The sequence below is a fragment of the Paenibacillus peoriae KCTC 3763 genome (assembly GCF_000236805.1).
Taxonomy (GTDB): domain Bacteria; phylum Bacillota; class Bacilli; order Paenibacillales; family Paenibacillaceae; genus Paenibacillus; species Paenibacillus peoriae.
This window is the reverse complement of the sequence record NZ_AGFX01000020.1, coordinates 74,905-89,120: the sequence shown is the minus strand read 5'-3', so window position 1 is coordinate 89,120 and position 14,216 is coordinate 74,905. Positions and strand designations below refer to the sequence as shown.

General features: G+C 47.5%; 12 protein-coding genes. 1 reads left to right on the top strand and 11 read right to left on the bottom strand.

The features are described 5' to 3' along the window. Positions 1-21: 21 nt before the first annotated feature. From KQI_RS0113530 to KQI_RS0113505, 6 genes are all read right to left on the bottom strand, one after another. Positions 22-852 carry a PP2C family protein-serine/threonine phosphatase gene (locus KQI_RS0113530; protein ID WP_029390151.1) on the bottom strand — a complete coding sequence of 277 codons (831 nt, stop codon included), beginning with the start codon at positions 850-852 and terminating at the stop codon, positions 22-24. Positions 853-887: 35 nt separating this feature from the next. Next, complete coding sequence (locus tag KQI_RS0113525) at positions 888-1,415, bottom strand: FHA domain-containing protein (protein ID WP_007431570.1); 528 nt, start codon at positions 1,413-1,415, stop codon at positions 888-890. Positions 1,416-1,482: 67 nt separating this feature from the next. Further along, positions 1,483-2,031: an FHA domain-containing protein gene (locus KQI_RS0113520; protein ID WP_029390150.1), complete on the bottom strand. Its 549-nt coding sequence runs from the start codon at positions 2,029-2,031 to the stop codon at positions 1,483-1,485. A gap of 32 nt (positions 2,032-2,063) precedes the next feature. Continuing rightward, a complete protein-coding gene (locus KQI_RS0113515; RefSeq protein WP_007431572.1) occupies positions 2,064-2,513 on the bottom strand; it encodes a DnaJ domain-containing protein in 450 nt (149 codons plus the stop codon). Between the two features lie 132 nt (positions 2,514-2,645). Then, on the bottom strand, positions 2,646-3,071 hold the full coding sequence (locus KQI_RS0113510) for a hypothetical protein (RefSeq protein ID WP_010347309.1): 426 nt from the start codon (positions 3,069-3,071) through the stop codon (positions 2,646-2,648). A 119-nt stretch (positions 3,072-3,190) separates the two neighbouring features. Next, positions 3,191-5,359 carry a hypothetical protein gene (locus KQI_RS0113505; RefSeq protein ID WP_029390149.1) on the bottom strand — a complete coding sequence of 723 codons (2,169 nt, stop codon included), beginning with the start codon at positions 5,357-5,359 and terminating at the stop codon, positions 3,191-3,193. 628 nt (positions 5,360-5,987) lie between these two features. On the opposite strand from KQI_RS0113505, the gene KQI_RS0113500 reads away from it, so the two are divergent. Further along, positions 5,988-8,090 (top strand): VWA domain-containing protein, encoded by a 2,103-nt coding sequence (locus KQI_RS0113500; protein WP_039774405.1) that lies wholly within the window; start codon positions 5,988-5,990, stop codon positions 8,088-8,090. Positions 8,091-8,130: 40 nt separating this feature from the next. Here the strand turns inward: KQI_RS0113500 and KQI_RS0113495 are convergent, their stop codons facing one another. The 5 genes from KQI_RS0113495 to KQI_RS0113470 all read right to left on the bottom strand — a co-directional run bounded on the left by KQI_RS0113495 (position 8,131) and on the right by KQI_RS0113470 (position 14,208). Further along, the gene (locus KQI_RS0113495; protein ID WP_010347306.1) at positions 8,131-9,042 is read right to left on the bottom strand and encodes a serine/threonine protein kinase; all 912 of its coding nucleotides are present in this window, start codon (positions 9,040-9,042) and stop codon (positions 8,131-8,133) included. A gap of 179 nt (positions 9,043-9,221) precedes the next feature. Beyond that, positions 9,222-10,487: an L-lactate MFS transporter gene (locus tag KQI_RS0113490; protein ID WP_010347305.1), complete on the bottom strand. Its 1,266-nt coding sequence runs from the start codon at positions 10,485-10,487 to the stop codon at positions 9,222-9,224. A 192-nt stretch (positions 10,488-10,679) separates the two neighbouring features. Further along, positions 10,680-11,444, bottom strand: coding sequence for a LytR/AlgR family response regulator transcription factor (locus KQI_RS0113485; RefSeq protein ID WP_010347304.1), 765 nt, complete (start codon positions 11,442-11,444; stop codon positions 10,680-10,682). After that, positions 11,441-13,102 (bottom strand): sensor histidine kinase, encoded by a 1,662-nt coding sequence (locus KQI_RS0113480; protein ID WP_010347303.1) that lies wholly within the window; start codon positions 13,100-13,102, stop codon positions 11,441-11,443. Before KQI_RS0113480 ends, KQI_RS0113485 begins: the two co-directional genes overlap by 4 nt. A 119-nt stretch (positions 13,103-13,221) precedes the next feature. Then, on the bottom strand, positions 13,222-14,208 hold the full coding sequence (locus KQI_RS0113470; RefSeq protein WP_010347302.1) for a S66 family peptidase: 987 nt from the start codon (positions 14,206-14,208) through the stop codon (positions 13,222-13,224). Between the last annotated feature and the right edge of the window lie 8 nt (positions 14,209-14,216).

Sequence of the window (14,216 nt, the reverse complement as noted above, 5' to 3'; positions counted from 1 at the left end):
GCTACCCCCGTCTTTCTTGTTTCATCCTATCGCCAAAATAAGTACTGTCGCATTATCCTGACTCTTAAAACCTTTATCATTAATAGCGTCGATCATGGTATCCGCCATTTCCTGCGGTATGCCGCCTTTGCGCATGATCTCTTCGAGTTCAATTTCCGTCAACGCCTCCTGAATGCCATCGCTGCACAGCAGAACATAATCGCCCGAATACAGACGAATCGGTGTAGTCCCAAGCTCCATGCTCTCAAAGCCTTCATAGCCCAAATAGTTGACCAGCTGATTGCGTACAGGACTCGTTTTGGCTTCCTCCGAGGTCATTTGTCCGGCCAGCACGCGTTCCTCCAGCAGTGTTTCCGCTGTATGCTTGGAATTGATCGTCTGGAAATGTCCGTTGCGGTAAATCGTAATCACACTGTCGCCCACCGCTCCGTAATACAGCTGATAGCCGCAAATAATGACTGCCGCCAGCGTCGTTCCTCCACCCTGCCCATTCAAATTTTGCAAAATGCCGCGGTTGCTTTGGGTGGCCGCCCCGGCAAAATATTCATTCAGATTCGATGCATCCTCCAGCTTGGCAAACGCCTTCGTAAAGGTCGTCACAGCCAATGTACTGGACATGCGTCCATTGGCCAGTCCGCTGATACCATCTGCGACAACAGCCAACGTTCCGACAGGTGTCGTCATACTTGCAAAATAATCATCCTGCTCGCTTCGGCTCCCAATCGTTTGACCATTCCCGATCTCAATTCCACTCACGGTACGGCTGCCGGAACTTCGTGTCAGTCGTATACGGATGATGAGAAGAACAGCGAATAGCACCGCAGCTCCACATACAACAAAATAAGGCTGCATTCCGTCACCTCCCTGCACCATTGCCCACTTCCGTCCTATTTTTCGTTATCCCACTCAAAATGGGCACCGCACAGCGGAATAAAGATAAATTTGCTGTGTCCCAATTCAATTACATCATAAGCAGCCAGCTCCACTGGTGAATATACCGCTTCATTATTGTGGTATGCCAAGCCTGACGAATCGCCCGGCAGCAAAAAGAAGTTGCGTTTCTTCGGATCATACACAATCACCGCATGATTTCTGCGAGAAATCGTGTTGTCTCCGATAATGCGGACATGCATTTCCTCTGCGCGTCCGATAAAGTTTTTCTCTGCCATAATGCGATAATCCTGCCCCACCTGTGCTCCCTCGATGCACACCAGCCAACCGGTTACCGGGTGAATCCCCACCGTCTCGCCCAAATACGGCATGGTTTTGTCATCGTCTCCCGCCGCATTGGTTTTCGCCGCTGGCTCCACGCTCTTGGGCGAGGCTATATTTACTACCGTATTGCAATAAGGACACGTATTTCCATGCTTTCGTGTACTGAACATGTGTCCGTTTGGGCATCTTGTCAAACTCATAGTCGGTTCCTTCCCCCATTGTCTGATTGTCTTTTTCTGCGATCTAAGGATTCTGCAAAATCCCTATCTATTTGACGAGCAGCCTCGTATTGGCGATGTATAATAAATCACCCGAATAAATCCGGTAAGGCTCTCCGCTTTCCAGTTTGTTGGTTATACTTTCATTAGCAGGCCGCAAGCCTGTTCCGTTCCCGGAATCCACGTCCTCCACGAACCAGTCGCTGTTCACCCGGTTGAGCACCGCATGCTCCACGCTGATCAGGGATGCATAGTCTGTAGCCGCCAAATCAATATCCGCATCAGAGCGGGACGTTGTTTTGCCGATCAAGAGCGATGTTTCACCTTCGATATACCATTCTTTAATGGACTCGCCTTCTTCATCAATCAGCACCAGCTTGGCAATCCGCTTACGCTCTGCCTTTGGCTTTGCCACGGGTACAACGGTCACCAGATTGCGCAGTATGTATACAAGCACACCGACACCAATACCTATCGCAACCACGGTTTTCAAGCCACTGTAGCCTGTACGATTAAACACATAAAAGGCGATCGCCAGCATCAGCCCGAACATGGCAACATCTATGATGAAAACCCATCTGTTCTGTGCCGTTTTCACTGCTTGCTTCCCCCGTTTCCATCCTGAAATCATCACTTTTTACGAATACCAAAAAACTGGTTAAACATCGCCGAGGTATCCGTCGGATCACCGGATTTTTTCGTATTTTTTCCAGGTGAGCCCTCCTTCGTTTTCGGATGAAAACCGAAAAATTGCTCAAAATTACTTCCTATGTCAGCCGGATTAAATCCTTTGGCTGCCTTGCGCGTTCCTCCGGATGCTGCAGCTCCTCTTCCTCTCTCTTGCTGCTGTCCGCCAGCTCCCTCAGTTTTTCGGATGAGCTCGGCATCGTATGCCTGCCGCAATGCTTCGTCACGCAAGGTATTATAAGCCTCGTGAATCAGCTTGAACTTGCGCGTTGCTTCCTCGCTTCCCTGATTGGTATCAGGATGATACTTTTTCGCCAGTTTGCGGTAAGCCTGCTTAATCTCTGCCTCCGAAGCATCCCGGCTGACACCGAGCAGCTCATAGTAGTTGGTCATGGTATGATGTTCCCCTCTCCGAAAAAAATAAATATTAAGAGACCCGCAGGCCTCTTAATATTTATCCACCCTGCACCTGAGCACGGGGTGAGTGTGTGTGTTCAAACTGTGCCTGACGTTAAGCCGTCAAGCTTAAACCGGATATCCGCCGTCGATTGTAGCCAGCTCGGTTTTGTCTTTCTTTTGTTTGATGAAGAGTGTAAACGCACCTACACCTTCTGTGTCACCGAAGTGCTCGTTGTAGTCTACAACGAACGCATTCGGGAAGTAGATTTTACGCACAACTTGATCAGCTGCGATAACTTCCAGTGTTACTTTACGGTAGCTGTCTGCTTTTTCAGCAGGAACCAGGGACCACAAAGCCAGTTTCAGCGTGTCATCCGCGCTGTCACCGTCTACTGCTGTGATGATTTTACCGCTGATGCGCAGCGTAGAGCCTACGTCAGTGGAGCGTGCATTGGAATCGTCCGGTGTATCGGTGTCATAAATAACCGTTTGGATGTTGTCCAAGCCCAGCTCGATTGTTTCTTGTCCTTCTACTTTCAATTTGAATCCCATGTGTGTTGCCTCCTTGAAATTGGGTAATATGATGGCGGGAGAAGCAGAGCTTCTCCGCAATTTATGTGTAAAGGCGGTTCTGGATAGAAACGCCTCTAACATCTTTCGTAGTGCTCGGATCATGATTTAACCGAGCTTGTTCCCTTGGTGATCATGACTTCCAGGTTCTTCACATTACCGTTGAAGACCAGATCGATATGGCACATATTGCTTTTCTCATCAATAATGAAGCTCATATCGTCTCCGTCCTGAATGATCGAGTTAACAGATCCTCTGCTGCCCAGCCACTTGCTCTTCTGACTGCTCGGATTGTTGCTGAAGAAGCGGACGATATTTTCGTGCTTGAAGTCTCCTGTCTGGTAGCGCAAAATACGTTCAATGTACGTGCTGACCAGCGTCTTGTAGATGGAGTCAAAGCCGTCCTCGGACATCGCCATGCTTCTCGCCTTGTAGACGGTAATCCGGCGGATATCCTTATCTGAGAGCTGAGCATTCTCTGACGAGAATACAAAACCGAAGTTTTTACGGTTAATAGCATCCTTGATCGTGTTGGTGAACCCGGTGATTTCCTTGGCCATCGTTGTCACTGTGCGCAGACTGTTGTCTCCCGCTTCAATATCGAAGCGTACGCCAGGATAGTTTTTGTTGACCGTTTTGAAGGTCTCACGCAGATACTCGGGACATTGATAAGCAGAGACCAAACCGGCGGCAACATAGGCTGCTCCTACATAGACACCCTCGATCCACAGCTTGAGAATATCCTCTTTTTCTTTGGAGAGCTGTACACCGCTTTCGGTTTGCAGCATTTTACTGTCGATAATGACTCCCGATTTGTCCTTTGGAATAATCGTGAAGTTCGGTACACAAGGAATCGCAAATTCGCTGTATTCTCTGCGAACGAGCGTAGAGCACTTGTCGATATATTTGTCAATTCCAGCCGTCGCCATGCTGTTGAAGGTCGTTTCTTCACCGGATTCAAAATTAAAGAACATTTGAATCTTGTAATCCTTCACCACCTGCAGCAGCATCGAAAGGGATTCCATGGAATTTCCACCCTGCTTAACCACCTTCTCGTTGCCCTTGAAGCGTTCGCGTGTAACCTTCACCTTACCGGCCGCTTCCAGCTCAATCGATGGGACGATACCGAACCAGATTGTGTCGCTAAATTCATTTTTAGCATTCACCGTGTTCAGGTACGTTTCCAGACGCGGGATGTTGCTGCTTTTCACCAGCATGTCCAGCTTGTTGTTCGCCACCAGCATCGTCGGCAGCATTCCCTTGCTCTTGGTTGCATATTGATCAAAGAACATTTTCACGCCAAGGATTTTTTCCACAAGCGGCTTGACTGCCTTCACGAAATCGTCCTTCGCATTTTTATAGAACTCCAGATACGTGTTGTAGTTTTGCACTTCAACTGCTGTATCAACCTTGGTCTGAACAGCTGGCAGTGGCACAAATGTACGAACCACCAAATCCTTCACATAATCGGAAGGTGTATCTGTAATGGAGTTATAATCTTCTTCGAACACCTGTGACAGATCACCGGTGCTGTTCTCATCCAGCAGCATCAGCTCGGTGCTTTCACTCTTCGGCGCTTCAATAATTTTCAGTTCGCCGCTTTCCCCAATAGAGAGCATACCGACCTGGATCAGGTCACCGGAGTTTTCCTCTTGAGCGCCACCGAGCAGAAGACGGGTTTTAATATCCTCAATAGCCAGTGGCAGCATAGCCATCACATTGTTATAGTTCTGACTCGCTTCCTCGAACATTCCATTCAGCTTGTCGCCCATGTCGAGTTTCTTCGGATCGCCATCATCCAGCTTGTCGTATTCACCGTACATATAGTGAATTTCTTTGCGGACCTGACGAATATCATCCATAACTTTTTTCGGAGAAATCATGTCCAGCAGATTTTCAAACTTGAAATCCACATTGGTGATTCCTTGACTGCGCTTAGTATCAATGAGCGTAAATAACATTTTCAGAAAATCATTACTTTGATTGACACGAATTTCAGAAATGCTATCCTCATCAATCCCCTCTGGTTTTTTAAGGGTGTAGACGACTTTTTGATTGGCCGCGTTAAAGAACGAATACACGGTCGGTGAAAACTTATCTAAAAATTCGTCAAAGCTGCGCACCAGAAGGTGCTGATTAATTTCCTTGATCTTCTCGTCACTCAAGCTGTCAATACCTTTTACATCACCTACAATGGTGATCAGGTCCAGCTTTTCCGGGTTAATTTCTTCAAAAAGCATGGTCCGGTTGGTTTGATAAATGATTTCCATCGCTGTCGGCAAACGAATAAAGAATGAGTTTAGGTCCATTGCTCCATGTACGGACACGGGATGTCCAATGTGGAATGGACGAATGCTCATTATTAGTTCATTTGCCTCCTCCCCCCTACATAACATTCAAATTGACCAAAGGATTCGGCTTATACCATATTCACGGTACAGGCATGTAACCTCGAAAATCAGTCCGAAGCCGTGATTTAACTTTTAGCAGCAAAAAATTCAAAATGAGATTTAAACACAAAACAAAAAGTCAGATAACACAGAAATTTTAAATTATTGATTTCGCATTCCTAACTTCAATCCCATTTTTTGTCGCTGATACGAAAGCTATCATACAAAGTACTCTTTAGTTTTGTCAATTTCTGTAGCCTCAGATTAAAACAGGGCATTTCGACTCATTTTATGCGTGAATACGTAATTTTTATGATATGTTAGACCTGTTTCTACAGGGAAATATTCACAAATGAAATTGAAATGCCGATAGAAATCCATTGGATATTTCTGATAAGCGTAAAAGTATCAAATTCATGGCTAATGTGAGGGTTAACAGCTATTTTGATCCTTTATCCCTTATATCCCAAGGATTAGGAGAGTCGGTACACCCGCATTGGCCTTGTCGATGGAGGGGCTTATGTTTAGGACAAGGAAACTAGGGATTATCATTTTCATGACTTTTGTACTATTTTTTCAAATGGGCTTAAATGGGGGCATTTTCACTGTAAATCAGGCTAATGCAGCATCTTTGGGGACTGCTCCAATTGAGGGTTATGATGCTGTTTTTGTACTGGATACCAGTTATTCCATGAGGGACACCGATCCCGAGGGCATTGCGGCCGAAGTCATCAGTATGTTTATGGACTTGAGTGATGCAGACCGTACACGCGTTGGCTTCGTCGCCTACAATCATCACGTAGTCGCGTCCAAATCCCTGACCTCAATTGCCGTAGCAGCGCAAAAATCCCAAATTCAGCAGGAAATCAGAACGCTAAACCGTTCCGGTTATACGGATCTGGGACTTGGATTGCGTAAAGGCTCGGAGTTGCTCGCAGCAGGAGCGTCCAAGGGACGTCAGCCTTTTATGATCCTGCTATCAGATGGGGAGACTGATTTTGGTGCCTCCTCCGGTTCCCGAACGAAAGGGGACTCCAACAACGATGTGGCTTCTGTCATTAAATCCGCACAGACCAAAGGATATCCGGTGTATACGATTGGTCTGAATCATGACGGTACAGTAAATCGACAGGAGCTGGAGCGGATTGCTTCTCAAACGGGGGGAGCTTCTTTTATTACGAGCAGTGCCGAGGATCTGCCGGAAATTTTGAATCGTATTTTCGCCAGTCAAATTCGTTCCAAGCTCGTGCCCGTTGCCGCGATTACGACTACTGGCGAGATGCAGGAATTAACAGTCAACCTGCCAGACTCCAGTATGGAGGAAGCGAATTTGGTGCTTTTGTCCGAGCATCCTCTTCAGGAAACACAGCTGTATTCCAATTCAGAAAATGTTCGCAGGTATAAGTCGAGCCGATATGCGATTTTAAAAATTGAGCATCCACAGGCAGGCAAAGTAAAGCTGAAGATGCGTGGGATACGCGGAGATTTGGTCAAGATCAATTTGCTCGGCAGCTATCGACTGGAAGCCGAAGCTAGTATGGGAGGAAAACAAGGAACAGCAACGAATGGCAACAAGCCAGTGCAGTTACCTAAAGGCCAGGCTACACCTTTTCAGGCTCAGCTCCTGTTGCCGGATGGCCAAAAGCTTACAGATGAAGCTGTATATACGTCACTTCAAGCCCATATTATCGTTACCCCTGTAAAGGGCGGCTCAAGCAAAAAGGTACCTATGGCCTATAAGGGAGGAGCCTTTCATGCCGAATATGCGTTCCCTCAAACAGGGGATTATACTTGGCAGCTCGCTCTGGACAGCCCGCAATGGTACCGTCATGGAACCGTATATAAGGTCCACGCGGCCAATGCGGCACCGCAGGTGTTAAAAGATCTGACGATTCGCCTGGTGAAAGAGGACGGAGATTCCCGTCGAAGCTTATCGGATTTCTTTGCTGATCCGAATCATGACAAGCTAACCTATAAGCTGGATACGGGAGTCTCCGGGGATGCAGCCCATGCCGAGATTAACGGTAGTGATCTGCTGCTATCCGAGCTTCACTCAGGAGACTCTGAGCTGAAGATTACCGCTACCGATCCGGAAGGAGCATCCAGCAGTGCTACGCTGACCGTTACCGTGCAGTCTCGGTATACCGCTATTAAATGGACGGTGGCAATCAGCATCGTGGCGGCAGCGCTTCTGTACTGGTTTTTGCGGCCCAAGCCGCAATTTGCCGGAAGAATCGAAGGATATTTTCTCGCAACGGCCAGTGGACAGGAGATTCCGGTAAAATCCTGGCCGCTCACCTCCTTTCCGGGCCGAAAGGTTAGCCTGCAAGAATTGTTCCGTACGCTGGACGTTCACGAACCGCTGCCAGAGGCGGAGCGAATCCTATTTTCCGCAGGTAAAAAAGGAAGTCTGGTCGTCAAACATGATACACGCTGCGCCCTGCAGCACGGAAAGGTCAGACTGGCCCGCAATAAAAAAGCGGTAATGGAGTACGGTGACAAACTGTACATCACGTTCGAGGACGGCGTAACTGAAATTGAGCTGCGCTACAAAGCGATCAAGCCGAATACCTCAGTGTACACCGATCATATTCAAGCTCCGACAGGATAACGTGATCGGAAAATAAAAAAGGAAGCACCGCCTCTTACGATTAACGAACCGTAAGAGTGCGATGCTTCCCTTTTTTTATCCAATATTCCGCACGTAGAGCGGCTTTAAACCATCTGAGTGAGCGACAACGCTTGTTAGCCTGCACCTCCAGACCACGCCGAATCACATACGGCAGCAAGGAAATTCCTGCATTTTCAATCCGAATCCGGTCGGTCCGATCTGCAAACAATCTGCCAGGCACATCCGGTGGAGGCGATCCTTTCTGGCAATAATACAGCGTGGCGGCCAAGCTATAGATATCCGATACAGGTCCCTGCTGCGAGCGGTTAGAATAAAACTCCAGCGGAGAGTAGCCTGCCGTGGTGAAGATCGGATGCTCCTTGCCCTCAAAATGTACAGCTGAACCGAAATCAAGCAGCTTGATGCTGCCATTCTTCCCAATCATAATGTTGCCAGGCTTAATATCCCGGTGAATAATGCCCTTATCGTGAATATACTCCATAGCATCAATTAAAGACAGCAACGCCTGATACTTAAAAGCAGGATCGGACATGAGCGCAGACTCTTCTTTCATTACCCTATCCAGCGTCTTGCCTGCACAGTATTCCATAACCAGATAAGCAGTTCCATTTTCCTCAAAGTGATCTATATAACCGACAATCCCAGGATGACTTAATTCCTTGAGCATTTGCCCTTCACACAAAAAATAATGCATAAACTCCACATATTTGGATTGCATAGACGCGCCGCAGGTCACCGTTTTTCGATCCGATCCCCGAAGGGCCAGTGCACTCGGAAAAAACTCCTTCACAATGACCTTTTCTCGATTATCCAACAGCCTTGCCGTATACACGATGGCCAGCTCACTGCGGGACAAGGCGCTTCGAATTTGATATGTATTTCGCAGCTTCGTATTGCGGGCAAGCAGGTTCCCGCTTGTATCCACGATCATGACTCGTCCTCCTGTCAGGTTCTTAGCTTATGTCTTTTGTATATATCGGCTTATTCCATATCTTTTTATTATACCTTAAAATAGATTGCTAGAAAAACAAATAACCTGCCAACATTTCCCATAGGGAAATGATGACAGGTCTTTTGGCATTCATCTGGTCCTTTTTTCTCAAACCCTGTTTAGCCCAGCTTCGTTCCAGGCTCCATGCCGCGCAAGGTATGAGTATTTTTCTCGCGTTGACTGCGCAAATTACCTTGATCCGGTTTGCTTTGATCCGGTGTACGAATCGTCAGTGCGATCAGGAATGATACAACACACAGCACCGCAATGGTCGTAAAGGTCGGGATGAAGCCGCCGAGCAAGGCTGCGATAAAAGAGCCCGCCAGTGCACCGAGACCAAAGCCCTGATACACGATACCATAGTTTTTACTTTGATTTTTCAGGCCGAAGAAATCAGCCACGATGGCTGGAAAAACGGTAATGTTGCCGCCGAAGCAGAATGCAATTCCTGCTACACAGGCAAAGAACAAACCATAGTTCAGCGGTACCAGACTAAGCACTGTAACCGCGACCGCTGTTGCCAGCAACGCACCCGCTACCACTTTCAGACGACCGACTTTATCCGATAGCGCACCTAATATGATCCGTCCCGCCGTGTTGAAAATAGCGACCATTGCGACCGCATTAGCGGCTGTGGCTACATCCAGCCCGGCCATCCGTACGCCGATATCCTTGACGACTCCAATCAGGTACAGACCACTCATACAAGCGGTAAAGAACATCACGAACAGCAGATATGCCTGCTTGGTGCGCAGCATCTCTTTAACGGTGTAATCCCGCTGCGGCGTACCCGCATTTTGTACCGAAGGCTTGTTCACGACTACAGCCTCCCGTACCAGGAAGGAACCGCCCACGATCATGATTAACACGATCATACCCCAATACAGAAATGCCTGTGATACGCCAACGGACTGAATCAGCGAACCATTAATATATTTGAAAATAAGACTGCCTGTTCCGTATGCCCCAACCGAAATACCGGAAATAAGTCCTTTTTTCTCAGGAAACCATTTGATCAGATTCGACAATGATGTAATATATGCCGTACCGTCCGCAAAACCTACGACAACACCCGCCAAAATGTACAGCAGGGACAGAGAGCTTACCTGTGAACTGAGCATTAACCCTGCACCTAACACGACACCCGCACCTAAAATCAGACGGCGCAATCCCCATTTATCCTGCAGCTTGCCTGCAAATAATGTAGCAATTGCCAGCGCAAAGCTGGTAATCGAAAATGTAATGGCGACCGAGCTGAGGTTCCAGCCAAAGCGGTCCACCAGCGGTTGATTAAACAAACTCCAAGTGTAAATCGTTCCTAATCCCATCTGGACAATAATCGTTCCAAGCACGATCAGCAGGCGGTTTCCACTGCTTGTTTTCATATAAATCTCCTCTTTTCATTCCGGCTCTTATAGCGTCAATTTGTCATCATGATAACCGGGAATCCAGTACGCGCCTGCGCCCTTGAAGGAGCAAGTCTGTAAGGATTCTCTCTACATGGATCATTATAACGTCGTAAGTTAGCCAGAATTCATTTGAGGAATGAAATGCACAAATAGCGGAATGAAGTGCCTTTATAGTCGCATAATTTGCCGAAATTCCTTGGCCTTGCTGCGGCTTACCGGAATCTCCGCGTCCAGACCGCGCAAACGCAGGAGATACGTGTGATTGAACCAGGGCACAATTTCACGAATTTGCGACAAATTCACCGTGTAGGAACGGTGACAGCGGAAAAAGTCCTGCTGCGGCAGGCGGGCATGAAATTCCGAAATGCTCATCGGCATCGTATATTCCTCATGCCTTGTAAATACGCGGGTAACCTTTTCCTGTGCGCACGCATAGTAAATATCGCTCGCATCGGTCACAATAATTTTGTCGTTTTTCAGCAGATTGATGCGGCCCGAAGCGCTGACTGTGCTTGCTTCAGCAGTTCGAGGCTGTGAAGGTAGAGCCTTATCCTGTGACTGGGCATTCCGCTGCTCATAGGCATTTTCCAGCTTGCGCAGCATGGCGGCGATTCGCTTTTCATCATACGGCTTGAGAATGTAGTCGAATGCCTCCAGTTCAAAGGCCTGTGCCGCATGTTCTTTATAGGCGGTCGTAAAAATAATATAAGGCTTTTTAGCAAATTTGCTAATATTCTGGGCCAGCAGCATCCCGTCCAGCGAAGGAATATTAATATCCAGAAAGATGGCGTCTGTCTCCTGTTCCTGCATGAACCGGAACACATCCAGCCCATCCTCGAAGCTGTTCGTCACCTCAATGCTGCTATGCGTCTGAATAAGATACTCCAGCTCTTCGCGCGCCGGAATTTCGTCTTCTACAATTATGGCCTTCATGACTTCTCCTTTGGTATGTCAAAATAAACTTCGGTGCCCGGCTTATGCTTGAGAATAATAACTCCTTCACCATACATAAGCTTGAGTCGTCTGTGCACATTGTACAAGCCTATTTGTTTGGCCGGAACCTGATCATGATACAGATTATCCACAACATCATCGCGTATACCCACCCCGGTATCTGCCACGGAAATCCGTACCTTTTCTCCCCGATCCCGTACGGAAATCGTCACTGTACCCGGCCCCTTTTTCTTTAGTATCCCATGATTAATCGCATTTTCAACCAAGGGCTGGATAATCAGGCTTGGAATGCGCACAGACACCTCATCCATCACATACTCCACCTGAAGCCGGTTGCCGAAACGGGCCTTTTCAATCTCCACGTAATCAGATACCTGCTGAAGCTCCTTGTGAATTTCGATCAGATCATCATTGAGCTCCAAATTATAACGCAGATAGCCTGACAAATTAATGATCAGCTCGCGCGCCTTATCCGGTTTGGTGCGTGTAGTCGAGGCAATCGCGTTCAGCGCGTTGAACAGGAAATGAGGATTGATTTTGGTCTGCAATGCCTTCAATTCGGCTTTGTTCGCTGCTTCTTTAATTTGCTCCACACGCGACACTTCCATTAACGTGGAAATGATTTGAGACAACCCAACCGCCATCGTCTGCAACGGGTACGTGATTTTATAGGCTTTACGGTAATAAATTTTCAGGGTTCCGGTTACCTCTCCCCGCTCCTCCAACGGGATAATGAGCAGAGACTGAATTTGGGGCGTTTTATCATCTGCAATATGATTGCGAATCGTGATTTTTCCGCTGCGAATCGTCGATTTGGTCACATCACTAATGATCTCGTCACCAATGTGATAGCGTTCCTCGCCAAAACCGACATAGGCCAGCACATTTCGAGTATCCGTAATCGCAACCGCATCTGCCTTGATATCCTCTTTTATGATCGAACAAATGGTATGCAGCGATTCCGCATTAATCGAACGAAAATAGGGCAACGTCTTGTTGGCAATATCCAGTGCCAGCTTGGCCTGTCTGGCCGCGATATTTTCCTTTTCCCCCTCGACACTCTGGATGAACAGGACGATTAGACCGACACTGACTTCCCCGATAATCATCGGCAATCCGATCTTGGAAACGATGTCCAGACCAAGAGTGTACGGGTGTGCCATCACCAGAATCAGCAGCATCGTTAATGCTTCGCAAATCATTCCTGCGGCAATGCCGACCAGCCATCTTTTGGAACGATCAACCCGGCGACCAATGTATCCAGATCCCACACCTGCCAGAATACTGGTGATCAGACATGGAATCGAGGTCACACCCCCGATATCAATCAGATAGCGGTGGATACCCGATACAATACCTGTAATGATCCCAACCCATGGTCCAAACAAAATACCGCCCGCCATAATCGCAATGATACGAACATTCACAAGCGAGCCTTCAACTTCAATCCCGGTGTACGTGCCGTATAATGCAAACATACAAAAAATCAACGTTAGCAGTGTCAGCTCGCCCGGAGAATGGCTGTTCTTTTGCAAGGTTTCCTTAAACCGCGGGATACGGGTGATAAAAAATAAACAAATCAGCAGCAACGCTGCGCGCTCAAATAGCTGCAGCAGCATTTCCAAAAAGGCGTTCACAAGCGTTCCTCCCAAATAAAACGCTCCATCGTATATAACACTCCACCACCCAGTAGGCTCAATACACCAACGAATAAATATTTAAACTCCAAGGTAATATCCCCCTATCATTAAACCCGCTACTCACTTATTTCAATATTCACTATGCCATTCCTGGCACAGATGCTTGCCTCCCCGCCAATCGGATATGTAAATTGCGGTGTGGTGTGTCCAAAATCGGCATCTGCAATCACCGGAATAGAGGCCAGTTCCTCTTTTGAGCTAATGATTTGCCGCAGCAATTCTTTTGTCATGTGCGACGCCTGCTGAAAACGTCCTATAACGATCCCCCTGACCTGATCAAATCCAGGCTGATGCAGCAACGATTGCAAATCCCGATCAAATGTAGCAGGAGAGCTTTCATAATTATCCTCAACAAATAGAATGCTTCCTTCCAGACTTGGCATATACGGAGTTCCCTGCAGCAAATTCAGGGTACACAGGTTTCCGCCCACAATCGTACCCTGTGCTTCTCCCTCATGAATCGCATACGGACCTGCATTGCGGTGGAAGATTCTTTTATCCTGATCCAGATACCAGGTATCATCACTCCATTCCGGCGAAGCTTGGATTTGAATGCTGCCTTCTTCCAGCATCAGCCTTTGAAAATATGCCGTCGTATATTCATTCCCTTGCAACATAGCAAACGTCGAAAAATGCGGACCCGCATACGTGATAAGGCCAGTTTTAGCATAAATAGCATGGCTTAACGCTGTTATATCCGAATAACCGCATAATCGTTTGGGATGAGCGCCAATCAGTTCATAGTCAAGGTGGGCAAGCAGTTGATTGGCATTATAGCCCCCAATTGAGGTCAGGATGCCCTTTACCTTTGGATCGACAAAAGCTTCGTGCAAATCTGCTACTCTGGACGCTATCGAAGAAGATGCAAAATCATCGTTTTCCAGCACATGCTGCGAGAAGCTCACCACAAAACCAAGCTGCTCCAGTTTTTGCCGAGCAATCAAGCGATCTTTCTCAGAAATGATTGACAAGCTTCTGGACGGCGATAGAATGCGTATCTCGTCCCCAGTTTTTAGTTTAGGTGCTTGTTTTCTCAAGTTCATGGTCGCCC

Coding starts and splice junctions, on each gene's coding strand:
- KQI_RS0113525 (WP_007431570.1), bottom strand. CDS start 1,415: ATGAGTTTGACAAGATGCCCAAACGGACACATGTTCAGTACACGAAAG.
- KQI_RS0113505 (WP_029390149.1), bottom strand. CDS start 5,359: ATGGAAATCATTTATCAAACCAACCGGACCATGCTTTTTGAAGAAATT.
- KQI_RS0113510 (WP_010347309.1), bottom strand. CDS start 3,071: ATGGGATTCAAATTGAAAGTAGAAGGACAAGAAACAATCGAGCTGGGC.
- KQI_RS0113485 (WP_010347304.1), bottom strand. CDS start 11,444: ATGAAGGCCATAATTGTAGAAGACGAAATTCCGGCGCGCGAAGAGCTG.
- KQI_RS0113515 (WP_007431572.1), bottom strand. CDS start 2,513: ATGACCAACTACTATGAGCTGCTCGGTGTCAGCCGGGATGCTTCGGAG.
- KQI_RS0113530 (WP_029390151.1), bottom strand. CDS start 852: ATGCAGCCTTATTTTGTTGTATGTGGAGCTGCGGTGCTATTCGCTGTT.
- KQI_RS0113490 (WP_010347305.1), bottom strand. CDS start 10,487: ATGAAAACAAGCAGTGGAAACCGCCTGCTGATCGTGCTTGGAACGATT.
- KQI_RS0113470 (WP_010347302.1), bottom strand. CDS start 14,208: ATGAACTTGAGAAAACAAGCACCTAAACTAAAAACTGGGGACGAGATA.
- KQI_RS0113495 (WP_010347306.1), bottom strand. CDS start 9,042: ATGATCGTGGATACAAGCGGGAACCTGCTTGCCCGCAATACGAAGCTG.
- KQI_RS0113500 (WP_039774405.1), top strand. CDS start 5,988: ATGGAGGGGCTTATGTTTAGGACAAGGAAACTAGGGATTATCATTTTC.